The organism is Aeromonas sp. R7-5 (assembly GCF_040908015.1).
GTDB classification, from domain to species: domain Bacteria; phylum Pseudomonadota; class Gammaproteobacteria; order Enterobacterales; family Aeromonadaceae; genus Aeromonas; species Aeromonas caviae.
On record NZ_JBFOCZ010000033.1, the window covers coordinates 392,915 to 415,286 of the forward strand.

At 63.2% G+C, this 22,372-nt stretch carries 23 protein-coding genes; 22 read left to right on the top strand and 1 reads right to left on the bottom strand.

Annotated elements, in window-relative coordinates:
* Positions 1-41: 41 nt before the first annotated feature.
* Entirely contained in the window at positions 42-1,370 is a 1,329-nt protein-coding gene (gene rimO, locus AB5Y53_RS17220; RefSeq protein ID WP_368182671.1) for a 30S ribosomal protein S12 methylthiotransferase RimO, read from the bottom strand.
* A gap of 266 nt (positions 1,371-1,636) precedes the next feature.
* On the opposite strand from rimO, the gene AB5Y53_RS17225 reads away from it, so the two are divergent.
* The 22 genes from AB5Y53_RS17225 to flhA all read left to right on the top strand — a co-directional run bounded on the left by AB5Y53_RS17225 (position 1,637) and on the right by flhA (position 22,356).
* Entirely contained in the window at positions 1,637-2,728 is a 1,092-nt protein-coding gene (locus AB5Y53_RS17225) for an HD domain-containing phosphohydrolase (RefSeq protein WP_368182673.1), read from the top strand.
* Between the two features lie 390 nt (positions 2,729-3,118).
* Positions 3,119-3,487 carry an ArsR/SmtB family transcription factor gene (locus AB5Y53_RS17230; RefSeq protein WP_368182675.1) on the top strand — a complete coding sequence of 123 codons (369 nt, stop codon included), beginning with the start codon at positions 3,119-3,121 and terminating at the stop codon, positions 3,485-3,487.
* An 88-nt stretch (positions 3,488-3,575) separates the two neighbouring features.
* Entirely contained in the window at positions 3,576-4,640 is a 1,065-nt protein-coding gene (gene arsB / locus AB5Y53_RS17235; protein ID WP_319901313.1) for an ACR3 family arsenite efflux transporter, read from the top strand.
* Positions 4,641-4,691: 51 nt separating this feature from the next.
* Positions 4,692-5,117: a glutaredoxin-dependent arsenate reductase gene (gene arsC / locus AB5Y53_RS17240; protein ID WP_368182676.1), complete on the top strand. Its 426-nt coding sequence runs from the start codon at positions 4,692-4,694 to the stop codon at positions 5,115-5,117.
* 103 nt (positions 5,118-5,220) lie between these two features.
* A complete protein-coding gene (locus AB5Y53_RS17245) occupies positions 5,221-5,997 on the top strand; it encodes a hypothetical protein (RefSeq protein WP_368182678.1) in 777 nt (258 codons plus the stop codon).
* Positions 5,998-6,135: 138 nt separating this feature from the next.
* Complete coding sequence (locus tag AB5Y53_RS17250; protein ID WP_368182680.1) at positions 6,136-6,276, top strand: hypothetical protein; 141 nt, start codon at positions 6,136-6,138, stop codon at positions 6,274-6,276.
* A gap of 99 nt (positions 6,277-6,375) precedes the next feature.
* A complete protein-coding gene (gene fliE, locus AB5Y53_RS17255; RefSeq protein WP_029314161.1) occupies positions 6,376-6,693 on the top strand; it encodes a flagellar hook-basal body complex protein FliE in 318 nt (105 codons plus the stop codon).
* 55 nt (positions 6,694-6,748) lie between these two features.
* On the top strand, positions 6,749-8,449 hold the full coding sequence (fliF, locus tag AB5Y53_RS17260) for a flagellar basal-body MS-ring/collar protein FliF (RefSeq protein WP_010673916.1): 1,701 nt from the start codon (positions 6,749-6,751) through the stop codon (positions 8,447-8,449).
* A complete protein-coding gene (fliG, locus tag AB5Y53_RS17265) occupies positions 8,442-9,503 on the top strand; it encodes a flagellar motor switch protein FliG (protein ID WP_010673917.1) in 1,062 nt (353 codons plus the stop codon). Before fliF ends, fliG begins: the two co-directional genes overlap by 8 nt.
* Before the next feature lie 70 nt (positions 9,504-9,573).
* Positions 9,574-10,377, top strand: a complete 804-nt coding sequence (gene fliH / locus AB5Y53_RS17270; RefSeq protein ID WP_368182682.1) for a flagellar assembly protein FliH — start codon at positions 9,574-9,576, stop codon at positions 10,375-10,377.
* Between the two features lie 74 nt (positions 10,378-10,451).
* Positions 10,452-11,783 carry a flagellar protein export ATPase FliI gene (gene fliI, locus AB5Y53_RS17275; protein ID WP_029314163.1) on the top strand — a complete coding sequence of 444 codons (1,332 nt, stop codon included), beginning with the start codon at positions 10,452-10,454 and terminating at the stop codon, positions 11,781-11,783.
* A gap of 16 nt (positions 11,784-11,799) precedes the next feature.
* Complete coding sequence (gene fliJ / locus AB5Y53_RS17280; RefSeq protein WP_039039911.1) at positions 11,800-12,240, top strand: flagellar export protein FliJ; 441 nt, start codon at positions 11,800-11,802, stop codon at positions 12,238-12,240.
* 87 nt (positions 12,241-12,327) lie between these two features.
* Positions 12,328-14,229 (top strand): flagellar hook-length control protein FliK, encoded by a 1,902-nt coding sequence (locus AB5Y53_RS17285; protein WP_368182685.1) that lies wholly within the window; start codon positions 12,328-12,330, stop codon positions 14,227-14,229.
* Positions 14,230-14,286: 57 nt separating this feature from the next.
* A complete protein-coding gene (gene fliL, locus AB5Y53_RS17290; RefSeq protein WP_010673922.1) occupies positions 14,287-14,793 on the top strand; it encodes a flagellar basal body-associated protein FliL in 507 nt (168 codons plus the stop codon).
* A gap of 10 nt (positions 14,794-14,803) precedes the next feature.
* Positions 14,804-15,877 carry a flagellar motor switch protein FliM gene (gene fliM, locus AB5Y53_RS17295; protein WP_041212627.1) on the top strand — a complete coding sequence of 358 codons (1,074 nt, stop codon included), beginning with the start codon at positions 14,804-14,806 and terminating at the stop codon, positions 15,875-15,877.
* A 42-nt stretch (positions 15,878-15,919) separates the two neighbouring features.
* Positions 15,920-16,315 (top strand): flagellar motor switch protein FliN, encoded by a 396-nt coding sequence (gene fliN / locus AB5Y53_RS17300; protein ID WP_010673924.1) that lies wholly within the window; start codon positions 15,920-15,922, stop codon positions 16,313-16,315.
* Positions 16,312-16,695 (top strand): flagellar biosynthetic protein FliO, encoded by a 384-nt coding sequence (gene fliO / locus AB5Y53_RS17305; RefSeq protein WP_010673925.1) that lies wholly within the window; start codon positions 16,312-16,314, stop codon positions 16,693-16,695. Before fliN ends, fliO begins: the two co-directional genes overlap by 4 nt.
* A complete protein-coding gene (fliP, locus tag AB5Y53_RS17310; protein WP_010673926.1) occupies positions 16,682-17,440 on the top strand; it encodes a flagellar type III secretion system pore protein FliP in 759 nt (252 codons plus the stop codon). Before fliO ends, fliP begins: the two co-directional genes overlap by 14 nt.
* 126 nt (positions 17,441-17,566) lie before the next feature.
* A complete protein-coding gene (gene fliQ / locus AB5Y53_RS17315; RefSeq protein WP_010673927.1) occupies positions 17,567-17,836 on the top strand; it encodes a flagellar biosynthesis protein FliQ in 270 nt (89 codons plus the stop codon).
* Between the two features lie 85 nt (positions 17,837-17,921).
* Positions 17,922-18,719: a flagellar biosynthetic protein FliR gene (gene fliR / locus AB5Y53_RS17320; RefSeq protein ID WP_010673928.1), complete on the top strand. Its 798-nt coding sequence runs from the start codon at positions 17,922-17,924 to the stop codon at positions 18,717-18,719.
* A gap of 74 nt (positions 18,720-18,793) precedes the next feature.
* Positions 18,794-19,924 carry a flagellar biosynthesis protein FlhB gene (gene flhB / locus AB5Y53_RS17325; RefSeq protein ID WP_010673929.1) on the top strand — a complete coding sequence of 377 codons (1,131 nt, stop codon included), beginning with the start codon at positions 18,794-18,796 and terminating at the stop codon, positions 19,922-19,924.
* Positions 19,925-20,253: 329 nt separating this feature from the next.
* Positions 20,254-22,356: a flagellar biosynthesis protein FlhA gene (gene flhA / locus AB5Y53_RS17330; RefSeq protein WP_010673930.1), complete on the top strand. Its 2,103-nt coding sequence runs from the start codon at positions 20,254-20,256 to the stop codon at positions 22,354-22,356.
* The last annotated feature ends 16 nt before the right edge of the window (positions 22,357-22,372 follow it).

Consider the following 22,372-nt stretch of genomic DNA (forward strand, 5'->3'; position numbering starts at 1 on the left):
CAGTCGGTGAGACCGACTGGCTTTGAGGGGGAGTGGCGTGATTATTCCACCAGGCTGGCCCAGAGGTCGTACTCGTCCGCTTCGTCGATGCGGACCTTGACCATGTCGCCGGGCTTGAGGCCGGTTTCACCGTTCAGGTAGACCAGGCCGTCGATCTCGGGGGCATCGGCGGCGGAGCGGCCGGTGGCACCCTCTTCGTCCACCTCGTCGATCAGCACCAGCATCTCTTTGCCCACTTTACGGGCCAGCTTGCGGATGGAGACCTGCTGTTGCAGTTCCATGAAGCGCTGGAAGCGCTCTTCCTGCACCTCGGCCGGCACAGGATCCGGCAGATCGTTAGCCTTGGCACCCTCGACCGGGCTGTATTTGAAGCAGCCAACCCTGTCCAGTTCCGCCTTGTCGATGAAGTCCAGCAGCATCTGGAACTCTTCTTCGGTCTCGCCGGGGAAGCCGACGATGAAGGTGGAGCGCAGGGTGATCTCGGGGCAGATCTCGCGCCACTTCTGGATGCGCTCCAGGGTGCGCTCGACGGAGCCGGGGCGCTTCATCAATTTGAGGATGCGCGGGCTGGCGTGCTGCAGCGGGATGTCGAGGTAGGGGAGGATCTTGCCGTCGCGCATCAGGGGGATGACGTCATCCACGTGCGGGTACGGGTAGACATAGTGCAGGCGCACCCACATGCCGAGCTTGGCCAGCTCTTCGCACAGGGCCACCATGCTGGTCTTGACCGGCATGCCGTCGTAGAAGCCGGTGCGGTGCTTGACGTCCACGCCGTAGGCGGAGGTGTCCTGGGAGATCACCAGGATCTCCTTCACGCCAGCCTCTTTCAGGCGCTTGGCCTCGGCCAGTACTTCGCCGATGGGGCGGCTCACCAGATCCCCGCGCATGGAGGGAATGATGCAGAAGGTGCAGCGGTGGTTGCAGCCTTCGGAAATCTTGAGATAGGCGTAGTGGCGCGGGGTCAGCTTGACGCCGTGGGCCGGCACCAGGCTGGTGAAGGGGTTGTGGGTGGGTTTTTCCACGTATTTGTGGACGTGGCCCAGCACCTCTTCATAGGCGTGGGGACCGGTTATTTCGAGCACCTTGGGGTGGATCTCGCGGATCTGGTTCTCTTTGGCACCCAGGCAGCCGGTGACGATCACCTTGCCGTTCTCGGCCAGGGCTTCACCGATGGCTTCCAGGGACTCCTGCACCGCGCTGTCGATGAAGCCGCAGGTGTTGACCACCACCAGCTCCGCATCGTCATAGCTGGGCACCACGTCGTACCCTTCGGTACGCAGCTGGGTCAGGATGCGTTCGGAATCGACCAGGTTTTTGGGGCAACCCAAGGAGACGAATCCTACTTTGGGGGCCTGTTTTGTGTTGGACATCGCTCAATCACTCTTAGGTGGCTCTTATTCAAGGGCGCGGATTTTACCGGAATGGCTAACCAAAAACTATACAGCCGACACGTCGGAAGCGAACAATCTCTTTGCCCGGGGAAGCGGGGTGGGGCGGCGTGACATGACCACGGGCAGGGAGGGGGCCGTCGCCAGTGCGGGCGGGATCACGATCCCTGTGCGCCATCACCATTTGGCAGGAGGGGCAAAACGGGTGTCACTATACTCCCAACAGGCCTATCAGAAGGATGTGCGGGATGGAGAGTTCATTTGGTGAGAAAGTGCAGAATGTGCACGCCACCCTCAGGCAGCGGTTTGACAAGTTGAGCCGGGTGGCGATCGCCATCTACGACCCGCAGACGGACCAGCTCAAGACCTTTGCCCACAGCACGGACGGGGGCTCGCCGCTGTTGCAGTACGAGGTCAGGCTGAGCGAGGTGCCTTCCCTGCGCTACCTGGCCGAGCACCAGCAGCCCAGGGTGCTCGACACCCTGGATTCCCTGCTTGGCTCCCCCTCCGAGCACAGCCGCAAAGTGTTGGCGGCCGGGTACGCGTCGAGCTATACCGAGCCGCTGCTGCTCAACAGTCGCTTGTTCGGCTTTCTGTTTTGCGATGCCAAAGAGCCCGGTTACTTCGATGGCGCCATTTGCGGTGAGCTGGCGGCCTATGCCCAGATCCTGGCGGCCATCATCGCGGTGGAGTTCTTCTCCATCCAGACCCTGAACGGGGCCCTGACCACGGTGCGGGAGTTCAGCCGCTACCGGGACGAGGAGACCGCCAATCACCTGCACCGGATGTCGGCCTATTCGCGGCTCATCGCCCGGGAGGTTGCGGCCCATTACCCCTTGAGTGACGAGGAGGTGGAGTTCATTCACCTCTTCTCCGAGCTGCACGATATCGGCAAGATTGCGGTGCCCGACGCCATCCTGCTCAAGCCGGGCAAGCTCACGGCCGAGGAGTACGGGGTGATGAAGACCCACCCCTTCAAGGGGCGGGAGATGATCGCCCTGATGATCCGCGAGTTCGGCCTGGACGGTATCCATCACACCGACATGCTGAAGAACATCATCGCCTACCACCACGAACGTTTCGACGGTCAGGGCTATCCGGAAGGACTGGCGGGGGAGGCGATCCCCCTGGAAGCCCGCATCGTCGCGGTGGCGGATGTGTTTGACGCCCTCACCAGCGAGCGCCCCTACAAGCAGGCCTGGCCCCTCGAGACGGCCTTTGAATACCTCAAGACCCATGCCGGCAGCCAGTTCGACCCTGTCTGCGTCGCGGCGGTGCTGCAAAGCCGGGAGGCGTTTTGTGCCATCCACCGGCAATATCGGGATCCCGTGATCACCTGATTGCGCCTCTCTCTCCTCCCCGGCTTCCCCCGGATTCCCCAGGCCCCGTCATCTGATGGCGGTGCCTGGGGCCATTTCTCGTTTCATCGCCTTTTGGTGCATCCGGCGCCGGGGGTTGTTCTGCGGCATTGCGGCTTTGCGGCGGGGCAGGGCGCCGCGGTGAGCGGGGCGGCCAACGGGAGGATTGTCCGGGGTAAGGTCATAAGAGTGCCTTATAAAGAGAGGCCAGATATTAGCCGTATGACTGACATGAGGCCGCTGGCGGGCACGACATGGCCGGGGCGGCGCCTCTGGCGGCCCGTCCCGTCGCGATGTCGGCTCGGTGGTGACACTTTGAACATTTCAATAATTCTTGTATAGTTGAAATAAAGCATCCAAGGGGGGAGACCCATGAACAAAGAGACGGCCACCAAGGTCTTTGAATCGCTGGCTTCCGGCATCCGGCTCGAGGTGTGGCGGCTGCTGGTCAAGGCCGGGCTGGAGGGGCGGGTCGCGGGGGAGCTGGCCGGCGAGCTCGACATCGCCCCCAATACCCTCTCGTTTCACCTCAAGGGGATGCTCAACGCCGGTCTCTTGTCGGTGGAGCAGGAGGGGCGCTTTCTGCGCTACCGCGCCAACATCCCCCTGATGCTGGGGGTGATCGCCTACCTCACCGAGGAGTGCTGCGCCGGTCATCCCGAGGCGTGCGGCCTGCTGCCCGCCGGGCCCGGCAGCGCTTGCCGCGCCGAGGGGTCGTCGCCCTGCTGCGGCGAGTCGTAACAGGCCATGCCGGGCTGTCGATGCCCATGCGCCGTGTCATTCATCTATTCAACCTGGGGTGTGAGCGTGGATCGCACCGGGAGTCATCATGTCTGCAATCTGTGAGGCCAAGGCAGCCCCTGCCATCGGCTTTTTTGAACGTTATCTGACCGCCTGGGTCGCCCTCTGCATCCTGGTGGGCATTGGCCTCGGGCAGGGGTTGCCGAGTCTCTTCAAGGCCATCGGCGCCATGGAGGTGGCCAGGGTCAACCTGCCGGTGGGGCTGCTTATCTGGGTGATGATCATCCCCATGCTGCTCAAGATCGACTTTGGCGCCCTGCACCAGGTGAAGGGGCACCTCAAGGGAATCGGGGTCACCCTCTTCATCAACTGGCTGGTCAAGCCCTTCTCCATGGCCTTCCTCGGCTGGCTCTTCATCCGCGTGCTGTTTGCCGACTGGCTGCCGGCGGATCAGCTGGATAGCTACGTGGCGGGCCTCATCTTGCTGGCGGCAGCCCCCTGCACCGCCATGGTGTTTGTCTGGAGTCGCCTCACCAACGGCGATCCCTACTTCACCCTGTCGCAGGTGGCGGTGAACGACCTCATCATGGTGTTTGCCTTTGCCCCGCTGGTGGCGCTGCTGCTCGGGGTCTCCAGCATAGTCGTGCCCTGGGATACCCTGCTCACCTCGGTGGTGCTCTACATCGTCATCCCCGTCATCCTCGCCCAGCTGCTGCGCAAGGCCTTGCTGAGAAAGGGGCAGGCCCATTTTGACGGCGTCATGACCCGCATCCAGCCCTGGTCGGTGGCGGCCCTGCTGCTCACCCTGGTGCTGCTGTTCGCCTTCCAGGGCAACGCCATCATCGAGCAGCCGCTGGTCATCGCCCTCCTGGCGGTGCCCATCCTGATCCAGGTGCTGTTCAACTCCGGGCTCGCCTACTGGCTCAACCGCAAGGTGGGGGAGAAGCACTCGGTGGCCTGCCCTTCCGCCCTGATCGGGGCCTCCAACTTCTTCGAGCTGGCGGTGGCCGCCGCCATCAGCCTGTTCGGCTTTCATTCGGGCGCGGCGCTCGCCACCGTGGTCGGGGTGCTCATTGAGGTACCGGTCATGCTGCTGGTGGTGCGGGTGGTTAACGCCAGCAAACCCTGGTACGAGGCGGGACTAAGGCGCTAACGGATGGCCGCTAACCCATTTCTATTCACTTGAGTCATGAGAGACAGGCAAATGAGTGCAATCACCCTCTATCACAACCCGGAGTGCGGCACCTCCCGCAACACCCTGGAGCTTATTCGCAACAGCGGCGTGGAGCCCACCATCATTTACTATCTGGAGACGCCCCCCTCCCGCGACGAGCTGGTGGCCCTGATCGCCGCCATGGGGATGCCGGTGCGCGATTTGCTGCGCAAGAACGTGCCCCCCTACGAGGCGCTGGGGCTGGCGGACGATCGCTTCAGCGATGACGAACTGATCGATGCCATGCTGGCCCATCCCATCCTCATCAACCGGCCCATCGTGGTCACCCCCCTCGGCACCCGGCTGTGCCGCCCGTCGGAGGTGGTGCTCGATATCCTGCCTGACCCGCAGCAAGGGGCGTTTGCCAAGGAGGATGGCGAGCAGGTGGTGGACGGTCAGGGTAAACGGCTTCGTTGAGCCCCTGCGCGTCAGCGTCTGACCCGCGCCGGGGAGATGCCCTTAACGGGCAGGCGCCAGATCTGCTACTGTGACCTTCGACTCATCACAGAGGGTGGAAACAATGAAGATTCGATTCCTGGTGATAGCCACGGCACTGGCGCTGGCCTCAACCCCCGGTCTGGCCGACTGGGCAAAGCTGAAGGAGGCCGCCTCCGAACTCGGTACCGCGGTGAGCGATACCAGCAAGGAGGCGTGGAAGGGGATCACCGATTTCTCCAAGGAGACCTGGGAGTCGGTGTCCAGCTGGGGGGCCGAGGCCTACAACAAGGCGGGGGCCTGGACGGCAGAGAGCGCGGCCACCGGCAAGGAGTGGCTGACCGCCGCCGACAAGAAGCTCGACACCATGCTCGAGCCCAAGACCCCGGAGGAGGCGAGAACCGCCCTCGATACCATGGCCGATACCGCCCTGGTGCGGCTGTTCAACGAGCAGCCCTCGGCCAAGTTGCTGTTTGACAAGGCTTATGGCTATGCGGTGTTCGACTCGCGCAAGTTCTCCCTGATGATCCACACCAATCAGGGGGCCGGGGTGGCCGTCAATCGCACCAGTGGCAAGCACACCTACATGAAGATGTTCGGTGCCGGTCTTGCGGCCGGGATCGGCGGCAAGTTCTACCAGCAGGTGATCCTGTTCGAGGACAAGGCGAGGTTCGATGCCTTCGTCAGCAAGGGGTGGGAAGCCACCTCCGAGGTGGGCGCCGTGGCGGGCAAGGAGAGCGCCGAGCTCACCGCCAAATACAATGGCGGCATGGCCATCTACCAGATTGGCGAGAAGGGACTGTTGCTTGACGCCAACATCTCGGGCTCCAAGTACTGGCTGGATGAAGACCTGAACAAGTAACCCCTGCCGATCTGACCCGGTCTTTCATGGATGGCTAGAGATGCACCCTGTTTACTTGTCGGGATTTGCAGTAAAAAGAGGGCCTTGGGCCCTCTTTTTCATGGGCGCCGCACAGAGTCCGGCGACAAGGAGAGCAAGATGACCCATGAGGCCGAGCAGGATCGGATGGCTGCCCACCGCCGGGAGTGGGACAAGCAGAGCATCTACCTGCGGCTGTTGCTGGGCGATCCCCCCGGCTCTGTGGCCTGCTCCCCGGATGGCTGGTGCCCGTCGGCCTGATCGCGCCCCGCTTTTATCCCTGATCTCGAGATCTCGCTCTGGTTGGCACCTTTATTGCTTAAAGCCAGTCAGTGTCAATGATTTGTCTGGGAAGGGAAGATGGAAATTAGCGCAAGCAGCCTGATGCAAGAGATGCAGGCCCTCAAGGTGGAAGCCGGTGCCACGCCGTTGACCCAGCCCGGTCGTCCGGTCAGTTCGGATTTCGGCCAGATGCTGCAACAGGCCCTGGACAACGTCAACGAGTTGCAGGGCACCGCCAACGATCTGCGTACCCGCTTCGATCTCGGCGACAAGTCGGTGGATCTCTCCCAGGTGATGATCGCCGGCCAGAAATCCTCCATCGCCTTCGAGGCGACGGTGCAGGTGCGCAACAAGATGGTCGATGCCTACAAGACCATCATGAACATGCCGGTGTAACTCGGGCCCATGGCGACCGAGCATCATGAAGATGTCAGCAATAAGGACATAAACCGTGGCAACTGATCAAAACGGCGATCTGCTGATCAACAACGAGGGGGCGGCCGCCCTCGACGAGCACGAGCAGAAGAGCTCGGCGCTGGGCTTCCTGTCCAACACCGATGTGTTGCGCCAGATCACCCTGATCCTGGGGCTGACCATCTGTCTGGCCATCGCCGTCTTCATCCTCTTGTGGGGCAAGGAGCCGGAGATGCGTCCCCTCGGCACCTTCACCACCCAGGAGCTGGTCTCCACCCTGGATTACCTGGATCAGCAGAAGATCCCCTATCAGGTGGATGGCAAGAGTGTGCTGGTCAGTGCCGAAAACTATGCGGACATCCGGTTGCGCCTGACCCGCGCCGGTCTGGCCAACAACAGCGACGCCAGCAACGACGGCGAAGCCATCCTGCTCAAGGACTCCAGCTTCGGCGTCAGCCAGCGCATGGAGAGCGAGCGCCTGAAACTGAGCCGCGAGCGTCAGCTGGCGAGCGCCATCGAGCAGTTCCAGAACGTCGCCAAGGCCCAGGTGCTGCTGGCCATCCCGAAAGACAACGTGTTCGCCCGCAACGAACGCAAGCCCAGCGCCACCGTGGTCCTGAGCCTCAAGGGCAACGCCCTGGGCCAGGGTGAGGTGGACTCCATCGTCGACATGGTCGCCTCCGCCGTTCACGGTCTGGAGCCGACCCGCGTCACCGTGACCGACCAGAACGGTCGCTTGCTCAACTCCGGCTCCCAGGATCCCCTCTCTGCCCAGACCCGCAAGGAGTTTGCGATGCAGCAGAAGCAGGAGCTCGAATACAAACAAAAAATTGACGCCATCCTGATCCCGGTGCTGGGGGCCGACAACTATACGGCAGAGGTAGATCTCTCCCTCGACTTCTCCCAGCAGGAACAGACCCGCAAGACCTACAACCCGGACTTGCCGGCGGTGCGCTCCGAAATGACCATGGAAGAGAACAGCGCCAGCGGCAGCAACGGCGGGGTGCCCGGCGCCCTCTCCAACCAGCCGCCCGCTGCGTCCAACATTCCCGAGCAGGCAGCCGGCGCAGAAGGAACCGCCTCTTCCGGCCGTTCCCGCAAGGAAGCGACCCGCAACTTCGAACTGGACACCACCGTCAGCCACATCCGGCGCCAGCAGGGCGGCATTCGCCGCATGACGGTGTCGGTGGCGGTGGATTACAAGGCCATCCCCGGCGCCGACGGTGCCGTGACCCGGGAAGCCCGCAGCCAGGCCGAACTCGATACCCTGCGCCGTCTGCTGAGCGGCGGTCTGGGCTTTGACGTGACCCGGGGGGATACCCTGGAGGTGGTCGCCATTCCGTTCAACCGCCCGGAACTCGAGACCGTGGCTGACATCCCCCTCTACGAGCAGCCCTGGTTCTGGCGCGCGGTGCGCATCGCCGCCTCCGTGCTGGTCATCATAGTGCTCATCGTCACCGTGGTGCGGCCCATGCTCAAGCGCCTGCTCTACCCGGACGCCAAGCCGGAAGGGGAGCTGGACTTCGACAACCACACCGTGCTGGGTGGCGACGACGAACTGAGCCTGCTGGCCGCCCAGGCCGAGGCCGAACCGGTATTCGGTCTGCGGGATGGTCAGCTCAAGCTGCCTGACCTGCACCGTGACGAGGATCTGCTCAAGGCCGTGCGCGCCCTGGTAGCGAACGAACCTGACCTGGCTGCCCAGGTCATCAAAGAATGGGTAACCAAAGATGCCTGAAGAGAATAAAAGCCAGGTCACCGGCAACGACATCACCGAAAGCCAGCGCCTGATCCTGGATCAGATGGGGGGCATGGAGATGGCGGCGGTACTGATGCTGAGCCTCAACGAGGAGGACGCGGCCCAGATCTTCCGCCACCTCGAGCCCAAGCAGGTGCAGCGGCTCGGCATGTCCATGGCCTCCATGTCGGATTTCAGCCACGATCGGGTGGCGGCGGTGCATCGTCAATTTATCGACGACATCCAGAAGTACACCAACATCGGCATCGGCAGTGAAGACTTCGTGCGCAAAGCCCTGGTGGCGGCGCTCGGGGAGGACAAGGCCAGCAACCTGGTGGATCAGATCATCCTGGGGTCAGGTGCCCGCGGCCTCGACTCCCTCAAGTGGATGGATGCCCGCCAGGTGGCCAGCATCATCCAGAACGAGCACCCGCAGATCCAGACCATCGTCCTCTCCTATCTGGAGCCGGAACAGTCCGCCGAGATCCTGAGCCAGTTCCCGGAGCAGGTGCGCCTGGATCTGGTGATGCGCATTGCCAACCTCGAAGAGGTGCAACCGGCGGCGCTGCAGGAGCTCAACGACATCATGGAGAAACAGTTCGCCGGTGCGGCCGGTGCCCAGGCGGCCAAGATGGGCGGCCTGAAGGCGGCGGCCAACATCATGAACTACCTGGACACCAACATCGAAGGGCAGCTGATGGACTCCATCCGCGAGTCGGACGAGGAGATGAGCCAGCAGATCCAGGATCTGATGTTCGTGTTCGAAAACCTCATCGACGTGGACGATCGGGGCATCCAGACCCTGCTGCGGGAAGTGCCCGGGGATCTGCTGCAACGGGCCCTCAAGGGGTCGGACGACCAGATGCGGGAAAAAGTATTCAAGAACATGTCCAAGCGGGCCGCCGAGATGCTGGCGGACGACCTCGAGGCCATGGGGCCGATCCGGGTCTCCGAGGTGGAGGCCGCCCAGAAGGAGATCCTCTCCACGGCGCGCCGCCTGGCGGATGCGGGCGAGATCATGCTGGGGGCGGGTGGTGGCGAAGAGTTCCTCTAAGCCATGGGCCATGGAATGTGCGATGATGTCGGCCCCTGTACCCGGCCCTAGATAGGAGTCTCTTCGGCACATGAATGACAAGAACAGCAAACTGCGCGGCTATCTGAGGCCCGAGTCCGACACGGCGCAGATTGAGACCTGGGGCTGGCCAGAGATGGAGACCGAAGCCGAGGTCGAGACCAATGCCCTGGGGCTGGCTCCTGACTGGTATCGTCAGGAGCAGGCCGATACGGCCCTGCCGGAAGAACAACCCGAAGAACCCGCCCCCAGCATCACCGCCGAAGAGGTGGAGGCGATTCGTCAGGCCGCCTGGGAAGAGGGGATGCGCGATGGGCGCGAGGCCGGTTTTGCCAAGGGGCTGGAAGAGGGCAAGCTCGAAGGCTTGCAGCAGGGCCACCAGGCCGGGCTGGTGCAGGGCAGGGAAGAGGGACTCGCCATGGGGCGGGAGCAGGTGGAGCTGGAGATAGCCCGCTGGCAAGCCCTGGTCTCACGCCTGGCCACTCCCCTTGGCGAGATGGACGAGGCGGTGGAGCAGCAGCTCATCGCCCTGGTACAACAGCTCGCCCGCGCCCTCATCCGCCATGAGGCGCAAACCTCCCCCACGCTGCTGCTGGAGGCCCTCAAGCAGGGGTTGGCCCTGCTCCCTGCCGCCGAGCAGGGGGTCACCCTGATGCTGCACCCGGAGGACGTGACCCGGGTAGAGGCCGCCTTTGGCGCCGAGGAGTGCGCCAGGCGCCACTGGCGGCTGCAAAGCGAGCCCACCTTCTCCCCCGGCGATCTGCAACTGGCCACCGAGCTTTCCAGCATCGATCTCACCCTCTCCGGGCGCATCGATCAACTGCTGCGCAATTTCCTGCGTGACAACGCGAGCTGAGCCATGGCCCGGTTCGAACCCGTCGTGCAGCGCCCTGCTGACGGCATCATCAGGCACTCATCGTCGGAGGCGACATGACGGCACCCCTTCTTGATCGGCTTAAAGGCTACCGGGTTCGCGAGCAGGCCCCCATACCACCGGTGGCAGGCAAGCTCACCCGGGTTGTGGGGTTGACCCTGGAAGCCATCGGCTGCCGCGCCGCCATCGGTTCCCTGTGCCGCATCGATACCCAGGATGGGGCCCTGGAGGCCGAGGTGGTGGGGTTTGCCGGGGATCGCCTGTTCTTGATGCCGAGCGAGCAGCTCAAGGGTGTCATTCCCGGCGCCCGGGTGGTGCCCGTCACCGAAGATCACGGCATTCCGGTGGGCATGAGTCTGCTTGGCCGGGTCATCGACGGCATCGGCCAGCCCCTGGACGGGCTCGGCCCCATCCTCTCGTCCCAGACGGTGCAGTTCGCCCAGCACCGCATCAATCCCCTGGCCCGTCGCCCCATCCATCAACCCATGGACGTGGGGGTACGGGCCATCAATGCCGTGCTCACCGTGGGCCGGGGTCAGCGCATGGGGCTGTTCGCCGGCTCCGGTGTCGGTAAATCCGTGCTGCTTGGCATGATGACCCGGGGCTCGGTGGCGGATGTCGTCGTGGTGGGCCTCATCGGCGAGCGGGGCCGGGAGGTGAAGGAGTTCATCGAGGAGATCCTCGGCGCCGAGGGGCGCGAGCGCGCCGTGGTGGTGGCCGCCCCTGCCGATGCCTCGCCACTGATGCGCCTCAAGGGGTGCGAGACGGCGCTCGCCATCGCCGAGTATTTCCGCGAGCAGGGGCTCAACGTGCTGCTGCTGATGGACTCCCTCACCCGCTACGCCCAGGCACAGCGGGAAATTGCACTGGCGGTGGGGGAGCCGCCGGCCACCAAGGGCTATCCCCCCTCGGTGTTTGCCAAATTGCCGGCGCTGGTGGAGCGGGCCGGCAACGGCAGCGACGGCCAGGGCTCCATCACCGCCTTTTTCACCGTGCTGACGGAGGGGGACGATCTGCAGGATCCCATCGCCGACGCGGCCCGGGCCATCCTCGATGGCCACATCGTGCTGGCGCGGGAGCTGGCGGATGCGGGCCACTATCCGGCCATCGACATCGAAAAATCCATCAGCCGGGTCATGCCCATGGTGACCTCACCGGAGCACATGGAGCTGGCGCGCACCTTCAAGCAGTTCTACTCCCTCTACCAGCAGAACCGGGATCTCATCACCATCGGCGCCTATAGCCAGGGATCGGATCCGCGCATCGACCGGGCCATCATCCAGAAACCCTATCTGGATCAGTTCTTGCAGCAGAAAATGCGCGAGGTCATTCACTACGATGAAGGCCTGCAATCCCTGCAACTGGTGGCCATGCCCCTGATGCGTTGACCGGTGGAGAGCCCTTATGAGTAAAGGATTGACGTTGCTGGCGAGTCGGCTGGAGGAGGCCGAACAGCAGGCCGCCATGGCGCTGGCCAAGGCCCAGCAGGATCTCAAGCTGTTCATGGATCAGCAAAACGCCCTCAACCAGTACCGCCAGATCTACCACCAGCAGTGGACGGAGCGCGGTCTGCAGGGGATCAGCCCCCAGCAGAACAGCCAGTATCACGCCTTCATCAATAAGCTCGAAAACGCGGCGACCCAGCAGTACCAAGGGGTGTTGCAGGTGCGCGAGGCACTGGCCGAGTGCCGCACCCAGTGGCTCGAAGCCCAGCAGCGGCGCAAGGCGGTCGAGCTGCTGCTGGAGAAGAAGGCGGACAAGGTGCGCCAGAAGGCCCAGCGCCAGGAGCAGAAGATGCTGGATGACTACGCCATCCTGCGTCGTTATCACCAATCTGGCCTGTAATTTGCTTTCTTCCGGTCATGCGAGGCCGATGGGCCAAGCCATGACCGCACGTGCGGCCGTCACCGAATCGTCGTCAGGGATCCCAGCATGATACAGACCCCCTTGATTAGCACTCTCCCCCAGGCGCCTTCTGCCGATGGCAGCGCCACCCTGCTGGCTCCCACCGTCGGGGGCGAAGGGGGCGTGCAGCCGTCAGGCGAGGGCAAGGCCGCCTTCTCGCAAGCCATGGCCATGGCCCAGCTGATGGGCAAGGCGCCAGCCAGTCAGGGCAATCCACCACTCCAGGGCCCCGCCGAGGGCGCCCGGGAGGGGCTTGCCCCAGCTGCCAAATCTTTGGCGTCTGACGAGCCCGCCACCGAGTCTGCGTCTTCCTTGAAGGGGGCGGACGACGAGGGGGAGTTGCCTCCCGACGACTTCCTGCAACAGTTGCAAGCCTCCCTGCGCCAGGATGTGAGCCTGGTGGTGCCCCCGACATCGCCCGCCATGGCCGGTGAGGCGGCGGCGCCTGTGGACGGCAACCCCTTGCCGCCTGGCGCCGCTGCTTCTGGGATGGCAGAGGGGGTGGGAATGGCAGAGGACGTGGAGGCGGCAGAGGGGAGCGCCTCCCTGCCGCAGATGGCGCCAGAGCGTCAGCAGGAAGGGAACAAAGCGAAAGCAGCTCCCGGTGCGGCCCAAGGCGCCAGCGCCGTGCCGAGCGGTCAGGGTGCTCTGCCGCTGGGGGCGGAAGAGCCCCCCTTGGCCGATGACACTGCCGTGGCTGACCAGGGCGGAGCGACCCGCCAGCCGATGGCAGGCAAGGGAGCGGAGCCGGATGCCAAGGGGGTCGAGCCCCCTCTCTCGGGTCAGGAGCGTGCTGCCCTGCTCGCCAAAGTGGTGGCAGGAGAAAGCGCCCAGGCTCCCACTGTCACTCGGGCTGACTCATCGCAAGAGGCACAGGTGACCAATCCCCTGGCGTCGGCCGGACAGGGGGCAACCGCTTCCCGTGCCACCAGCGCCTATGGCGATGGCGTGATCCGGACGGTGGCGCAGGGGCCGGCCCCTGTGGCCACACCGGAGTCCGCCCCGCCAGCCACTGCGGCAGGGGCAGAGAAGGACGCCCCTGTCGCCGGTGAAGCCAGACAGGCTGAGGCCGCGAGCGGGCAGGGAGCCCGTGCAGGGGCCGAGCCTGCGGTGAATGCAGGGAGCAGCCAGCCCGTGACGACGGAGGACACGGCCCCCGTGCAGGTGGCGCCGCAGATCCTGGCTCGTCATGAATCCCAGGGGGCACAGGCTCCCCTGACGGCCCTCTCGGCAGGCCTGGACCAGATGGAGAGCGCCCCCGTGGTGGCCGCCGGCGTTGCCGTGTCGGTGAAGCCCGCGGTGGACAAGTCCCGGCTCGAAGAGCTGGGCAAACAGTCGGGGATGGAGGTCAAGGGCAGTGAACCCGCCGAGGGGAGCCAGCCTTTGCATCAGGCACAGAGCCAGGTCGGCGAGAACCGACCGCTGGCCGAGTCGACCGTCAGACGGGAACCTCAGAGCCTGCCCCACCTCAAGCTGGCGACCCCTGAGGCCCCCGAGCAGCTGCACCACAAGGTGAACCTGATGCTGGCGGACAAGCTGCAACAGGCGGAGATCCAGCTAGACCCCCTGGGGCTTGGCAAGATGAAGATCCAAATCCAGATGGATGCCTCCAGCCAGGCCAGCGTGCACTTCGTGGTGCAGCATGGCCAGACCCGTGAGATGCTGGAGCAGGCCATGCCGCGCCTGCGCGACATGCTGGCAGGGCAGGGGATCCAGCTCGGCCAGACCGTGGTGCAACAACAGGCGCAGCAGCAAGCCTTCCAGCAGCAGGGGCAGTCATCCTCCCAGGGTCAGTCCGGTTTCGGTGACCAGGGGCGACAGGGGGGAAATGGCGGCGGCAGCGATGGCAGAGAGGCCGAGGGGAGCGCTCGCAACCTCACGCTGCTGGTGGAATCGGCAAACGATGCCGGAATCGATTTCTATGCTTGATGCATTCTTAAGTAAGTTTATGATACCGAACAAGTTTGAGACTAGGGTGGACAAGGGATGGCAGACGATAACGAACTGACGCTGAAGGATCCGGCGGCAGGCAAGAAAAAGAAGCTGATCATGATAGTCGCCCTGGCCGTCGTGCTCCTTGGCGGGGGCGGCGCCGGCGCCTGGTTCATGCTCGCCGGTGGGGATGAGCCCGCCGCCGAAAAGAGCGAGGCCAAGCCTGAGGCGAACACGCCCCAGCCCTCGCTCTATGTGGGCATGCCCCGTCCCTTCGTGTTCAACGTGGCGGGAGGCCAGCGGGATCGGCTGGTGCAGATCAAGATCCAGCTGATGGTGCGCGGTACCGCCGACGAAACCCTGGCCAAACAGAACATTCCCCTGATCGAAGGCACCTTGCTGCGGGTCTTCAGCTCGGCGACCGCCGAACAGCTGATGACCTTCGAGGGCAAGGAGAAGCTGCGTCAGGATTCGCTGGAAGAGTGCCGCCGGGTGCTGAACGACCTGGTCTCTTCTCCCGTAATCGAACAAGTGCTGTTTACCGGCTTTGTCATGCAATGAAAGGTGAAGCGTGAGCGATCTGTTAAGTCAGGACGAGATTGATGCCCTGCTGCACGGGGTCGACGATGTCGAGGAGGAGGAGCTGGGATCAGCCGGGGATCCCGGTATCGCCCAGTTCGACTTCTCCTCCCAGGACCGCATCGTCCGCGGCCGCATGCCGACCCTGGAGCTGGTGAACGAACGGTTTGCCCGCCACATGCGCATCAGCCTGTTCAACATGATGCGACGCACCGCCGAGGTCTCCATCAACGGCGTGCAGATGCTCAAGTTTGGCGAATATGTCCACACCCTGTTCGTGCCCACCAGCCTGAACATGGTGCGTTTCCGCCCCCTCAAGGGGACGGCGCTCATCACCATGGAGGCGCGGCTCGTCTTCATCCTGGTGGAGAACTTCTTTGGCGGTGATGGCCGCTACCACGCCAAGATCGAGGGGCGGGAATTCACCCCCACCGAGCGGCGCATCATCCAGATGCTGCTCAAGCTGGTGTTCGAGGACTACAAAGATGCCTGGGCGCCGGTGATGGACGTGGGCTTTGAATACCTCGACTCCGAAGTGAACCCGGCCATGGCGAACATCGTCAGCCCCACCGAGGTGATCGTGGTGAGCTCCTTCCACATCGAGCTGGACGGCGGCGGCGGCGACTTCCACGTGGCCATGCCCTACTCCATGCTGGAACCCATCCGCGAACTGCTGGATGCGGGGGTGCAGAGCGACAAGGGGGATACCGACGTGCGCTGGAGCAAGGCCCTGCGCGACGAGATCATGGACGTCAAGGTGGAGCTCAAGGCCAAGCTGCTGGAGACCGAGCTCTCCTTGCGTGAGCTGATGGAGCTCAGACCCGGGGACATCATCCCGGTGGAGATGCCGGAGAACCTGCTGGTCTTTGTGGAGGATCTGCCCACCTTCCACGCCAAGATGGGGCGCACCAAGGAGAACGTGGCGCTCAAGATCACCGACAAAATCAAGCGCCCTGACGGGGTCAAGACAGAGATGCATCTGGTGACCCGCGGGGGCGTGCGCATTGATGGCGAAGCCGAGCTGGAAGAGCTCGAGCGAAGCATCTCTGACAAACACCCTGATTGATCCTCCCCTCGGGGGAGGTGTTGCAACACTGAGGAATTGAAGATGAGCGGAACCGATGACGAGCAGGATTTGATGGCTGACGCCTGGGCGGCCGCACTGGAGGAGCAGGTCACGGCCGAAGCCAAGCCTGCCCCCCTGGAGGAGTTGAAGGACGAAGCCCCCATCAGCGCCGAAGAGCGGCGCAAGCTGGACACCATTCTGGACATCCCGGTGACCATCGCCATGGAAGTGGGCCGCAGCCAGATCAGCATTCGCAACCTGCTGCAACTGAACCAGGGCTCGGTGGTGGAGCTGGATCGGGTGGCGGGTGAACCCCTGGACGTGCTGGTCAACGGCACCCTGATCGCCCACGGCGAGGTGGTGGTGGTGAACGACAAGTTCGGTATCCGTCTCACCGACGTCATCAGCCAGATTGAAAGGATCAAGAAGCTCAAATGATCCGTGTGCTCCCGTTGTGGCTGTTTTCCCTGCCAGCCCTGGCCAACCCGGGGGTAGGGGCGAATCCCCCCAGCCTCACCTCCTGGCTGCTCTCCAGCCTGATGGTGATCGGCCTCATCCTGGTGCTCGGCTTCCTGCTCAAGAAGAGCAAGCTTTCCCAGGTGATGGGAGGGGGCCAGATGAAGGTCATCGCCACCCTGCCCCTTGGCTACAAGGAGAAGCTGATGGTGGTCAAGGTGGGCGGCCAGCAGCTGCTGGTCGGGGTGACGCCGCAGCAGGTCAACTTCCTCTATCGCCTGGAGGAGCCGCTGGACGAGAGCCAGCCCCAGGCGTTCTCCGAGCAATTGGGCAAACTGATGGGCAAGCATGAAAAACGTTAACTGGACCCGGTGGCTGGCACTGCTCTCCCTGGTGCTCTCGCCCCTGGCGATGGCCCAGGACGGCATGTCGGCACTCACCGTCAAGACCATGGCGGATGGCAGTCAGGAGTACAGCCTGACCCTGCAGGTGCTGGCGTTGATGACCGCGCTCTCCTTCCTGCCGGCCATGGTGATCATGATGACCTCCTTCACCCGGATCATCGTGGTGCTCGGCATCCTGCGCCAGGCCATCGGTCTGCAGCAGAGCCCCTCCAACCAGGTGCTGATCGGCATCGCCCTCTTCATGTCGTTTTTCATCATGTCGCCGGTGCTGGATCGCATCAACAACGAGGCGTTGCAGCCCTATCTGGCCGAGACCATCGGGGCCAAGGAGGCCCTGGAGAAGGCGGAGCTGCCCATTCACCAGTTCATGCTGGCCCAGACCCGGGTCAAGGATCTCAATACTTTCATGGAGATAGCGAACGTGCAGGTGGCCGAGCCTGCGGACGTGCCGCTACGGGTGCTGATCCCGGCCTTTGTCACCAGCGAGCTCAAGACCGCTTTCCAGATAGGCTTCATGTTGTTTCTGCCTTTCCTGGTCATCGATCTGGTGGTCGCCAGTATCCTGATGGCCATGGGGATGATGATGCTCTCCCCCATGCTGGTCTCCCTGCCGTTCAAGCTGATGCTGTTCGTCATGGTGGATGGCTGGAACCTCATTCTGGGTTCCCTGGCCACCAGCTTCGGGCTGGGCTCGGGTGGTTAGGGGAGGGCAGACCCTCCCCCCGGCTCTCCCCTTCACTCGGGGAGGAAGCGAAGAGGCCTCTCTTTCTTTCGAAGGAGGAGGCCAGGAGGATGCGGCCCTGGGCAAACCCATCAAAAGGAGCGAGCAATGAGTCCTGAAACCTTCGTCGACGTCTTTCGCGAGGCGCTTTGGCTGGTGACCATCATGGTGTGCGCCGTGATCCTGCCGAGCCTGATGGTGGGGTTGGTGGTCGCCATCTTCCAGGCCGCCACCTCCATCAACGAACAGACCTTGAGCTTCCTGCCCCGTCTGGTGGTCACCCTGCTGGCCTTGGGGGCGGGGGCTCACTGGGGATTACAGAGTCTGATGGACTTCTTCCAGCTGATGGTGAGCCAGATCCCCGAGGTGGTGGGCTGATGCTAGCCAAGGGCCACCCTTTCGCTCTGGCAGACCGGTGCCTGCGTCCTCCCGTTGGCTTGCCCCTGCCGGGAGTGTTGCTGTCATGACCTACACCACGGCGCTCATCATGGAGTGGCTCTCCTCCATCCTCTGGCCCCTGGCCCGGGTGAGCAGTCTCCTGATGGTGATGGCGGTCTTCGGCAGCCGGCTCGCCCCCGCCCATATCCGTATCGGCCTGGCGCTGGCGATCACCCTCATCATCGCCCCCCTGCTGCCCCCGATGCCGAAGATCGAGCTCTTCTCTCTCGGCAGCTTCCTGGTGCTGGGGCAGCAACTGCTCATCGGCATCGCGCTCGGCCTCATGACCCAGTTCCTGCTGGAGACCTTCGTGATGGCGGGTCAGGTCATCGCCATGCAGACCAGCCTGGGCTTTGCCACCCTGGTGGATCCCATGAACGGCCAGTCGGCTCCCGTGGTGGGCCAGTTCTACCTGATGCTGGCGACTCTGGTGTTTCTCGCGGTGGACGGCCACCTGCTGATGCTGCGCATGGTGGTGCTGAGTTTCGAAACCCTGCCGGTATCTGACAGCGGGCTCACCCTGCCTGCCATCCGCAGCCTGGTGAGCTTTCTCGGGGTCATGTATCAGGCTTCTCTGGTGATGGCGCTCTCGGCCATCATCGCCCTGCTGCTGATCAACTTCGCGTTCGGGGTGATGACCCGTGCGGCCCCCCAGCTCAACATCTTCAGCATCGGCTTTGCGGTCAGCATGATGTCGGGGCTCTTCATCCTCTGGCTCACCATCGGTGGCTTCATGGGGCACTTCGACGCGCTCTGGGAGCGGGTGCAGGAGACCAGCTGCGAGCTCATCAACGTCCAGTGCTTCGGGGGCCAGCATGACTGAGGCCCTCCGGGTTGCGGCCCTTTTGCTGCCAGTCTGGCGGGCCGCCAGTCGGCTGATGCCGGCAGGAGGCCAGCATGGCTGATACCGATCAGGAACGCACAGAACAACCCACGGGCAAACGACTGCAACAAGCCCGGGAAAAAGGGCAGATTGCACGTTCCAAGGAGCTGGGTACCGCCAGCGTCCTGCTGGCGACCGTGTTTGGCCTCCTGATGATCAAGGAGAGTCTGGCAGGGGCCATGATCAAGGTGCTCACCATGGGCTTTACCCTGGACCGGGATCAGGCATTCGACCCCAATGCCATGGGGGCCATGGTGCCTGCCCTGCTGGGGGAGCTGATCCAGCCTCTGGGGCTGCTGTTCATGCTGGTGATCATCGCCGCCTTCGTCGGCAACACCCTGCTCGGCGGGATGAACTTCTCCTCCGAGGCCATGTTGCCCAAGTGGAGCAAGCTGAGCCCCCTGAGCGGCATCAAAAGGATGTTCGGGGTGCAATCTCTGGTGGAACTTGTCAAATCCATCGCAAAAGTGGTGTTTATCAGTCTGTTCGCCTGGTGGATGCTGTCGAGCCAGTTCAACCATCTGCTGAATCTCTCTCTTGAGGGCTTTCCCGGCGGCATCGTCGATGCCCTGGACCTGCTGCTCTGGATGCTGATCATCCTCTGCTGCGCCCTGATCCCCATTGTCGCCATCGATGTGCCGTTCCAGAGCTGGAACCACAATCGCCAGCTCAAGATGACCAAGCAGGAGATCAAGGACGAGTTCAAGGACAGCGAAGGCAAGCCCGAGGTCAAGGGGCGGATACGCCAGTTGCAGATGCAGATGGCCATGCGCCGCATGATGGGGGATGTCCCCAAGGCCGATGTGATCATCACCAACCCGACCCACTACTCGGTGGCGCTCAAATACGATGCGGGCAAGCCGGGGGCGGCGCCCAAGGTACTGGCCAAGGGGGTCGACGAGGTGGCGATGAAGATCCGGGAGATCGGGCGCGAATACGACATCCCCGTCATGTCCTCCCCGCCGCTCACCCGGGCCCTTTACCACGCCACCGAGATTGGCCAGGAGATCCCGGAGGGGCTCTTCGCCGCCGTCGCCCAGGTGCTGGCCTATGTCTATCAGCTCAAGAAGTTCCGCCGTGGCCGCGGCCGGCGCCCGACCCCCATCGCCACGGATCTGCCCATTCCCCCCGAGTTTCGCAAATAACGCAGTGGAGGCAGCCTGATCCCGGGTGCTCTCCCTTGTGCCCCCCGTGTTTCGCAAATAAAGCGGTGGGATAGCCCCACCATCCGATCTCTCCCTTGTGTCGCAAACAAGGCCGCATCTCCCTGTCGAGGCGCGTCGCCTCGCCCCATGGCCTGGGCTGGCCTTTGGCCTGCTTGGTGAAGGCAGCTTCCCCCCTGTCACCATTCCCCGTGACGCCAACGACGGACTTCTGACAGCGTTAAAATAAAAACCATATAAATCAATATATTGAATCCTTGGCTTGATATTTGCTTTAATCCGCTATTGGCAGTTTATCATTGAGATGCACGATGGGATTCAAAGCGGGACTGGGCCGTTTCAAAGAGTACAAGTGGCTGCTCAGCAGAGGGGTAGGGACGCCGCTGCTGGTATTGGCCTCTCTGGGGATGGTGGTACTCCCCATTCCGCCCCTGATGCTGGATATCCTCTTCTCCTTCAACATCGCCCTCTCCATCGTGGTGCTGCTGGTGGCGGTCTATACCCGCCGCCCCCTGGAATTTGCCGCCTTTCCCACCGTCTTGCTGATTGCCACCCTGCTGCGGCTCGCCCTCAACGTTGCCTCCACCCGGGTGGTGTTGCTGGAAGGCCACAACGGCAGCGCGGCGGCAGGCCATGTGATCGAGGCGTTCGGCAACGTGGTGATCGGCGGCAACTATGCCGTGGGCATCATCGTCTTCATGATCTTGGTGATCATCAACTTCGTGGTGGTCACCAAGGGTGCGGGCCGGATCTCCGAGGTGAGCGCCCGCTTCACCCTTGACGCCATGCCCGGCAAGCAGATGGCCATCGATGCGGACCTGAACGCCGGTCTCATCAACCAGGAAGAGGCCAAGAAGCGCCGTCAGGACGTGACTCAGGAAGCGGACTTCTATGGCTCCATGGACGGTGCCTCCAAATTCGTGAAGGGGGATGCCATCGCCGGCATCATGATCCTCTTCATCAACATCATCGGCGGCTTCATCATCGGCATGATGCAGCACCAGCTCACCTTCGGCGAAGCGGCCCAGGTCTATACCCTGCTCGCCATCGGTGACGGTCTGGTCGCCCAGATCCCCTCGCTCCTGCTCTCCATTGCCGCGGCCATCATCGTTACCCGTCAGAATACCGACCAGGACATGGGGACAGCGGTACTCGGCCAACTGTTCGAAAATCCCAAGGCGCTGGTGATCTCCGCCGGCATCCTGCTGATGATGGGCAGCGTACCCGGCATGCCGCACCTGGCTTTCCTGAGCCTGGGGGCGGTGGCGGCGGCGGGCGCATGGTGGCTGCTGCGCCGCGAGAAGCAGAACAAGGCGAAGGCGGCGAGCGGCGAACTCATGCCGGCCCAGGGGGATGCCCCGGTGGAGCAGAAGGATCTCAGCTGGGACGACGTCATGCCGGTGGACATCATCGGCCTGGAGGTGGGTTATCAGTTGATACCTCTGGTGGACAAGAATCAGGGGGGCGAGCTGCTCAACCGGATCAAGGGGGTGCGCAAGAAGCTCTCCCAGGAGCTGGGCTTTCTGGTGCCTGCCGTCCACATTCGCGACAACCTGGATCTTGCCCCCAACCAGTACCGCATCACCCTGATGGGCGTGAGCACGGGGGAAGCCACCGTCTATCACGACAAGGAGATGGCCATCAACCCGGGGCAGGTGTTCGGCCAGATCCACGGTATCGCTACCCAGGACCCGGCGTTCGGGCTGGAGGCGGTCTGGGTCGCCAAGGAGCAGGTCTCCCAGGCCCAGACCCTTGGCTACACCGTGGTCGATGCGGCCACCGTGGTGGCTACCCACCTGAGCCAGATCCTCTCCAACCATGCGGCGCTGCTGCTGGGTCATGACGAGGTGCAACAACTGCTCGACATGATAGGGAAGCATCAGAGCAAGCTGGTGGAAGGACTGGTTCCCGAGGTGATCAGCATGGGCAACCTGGTGAAGGTATTGCAGAATTTACTCAATGAAGGCGTGCCAATTCGCGATATGCGCACTATCCTGCAGACCCTCGTGGAATATGCGCCCCGCAGCCCGGACCCGGAAGTGCTGACCGCAGCCTGCCGGATCGCCCTGCGCAGATTGATTGTGCAGGAGATTGCCGGCCCCGAACCCGAGCTGCCGGTGATCACCTTGTCACCAGAACTGGAACGTATATTGCATCAATCCCTGCAAGCAGGTGGGGGAGATGGCGCCGGTATCGAACCGGGACTGGCGGAGCGGATGCAACGCTCCCTGGTGGAAGCCACTCAACGACAAGAACTGGAAGGCCAGCCGGCCGTGCTTCTGACATCGGGGATATTGCGCAATACCCTGGCGAAATTTGTCAAGAATGCCATTCCTGGATTACGCGTGCTGTCCTATCAGGAAGTGCCTGACGACAAGCAGATCCGCATCGTCAGTGCGGTGGGACAGGGCTAGTTAGCGGAGATGACGG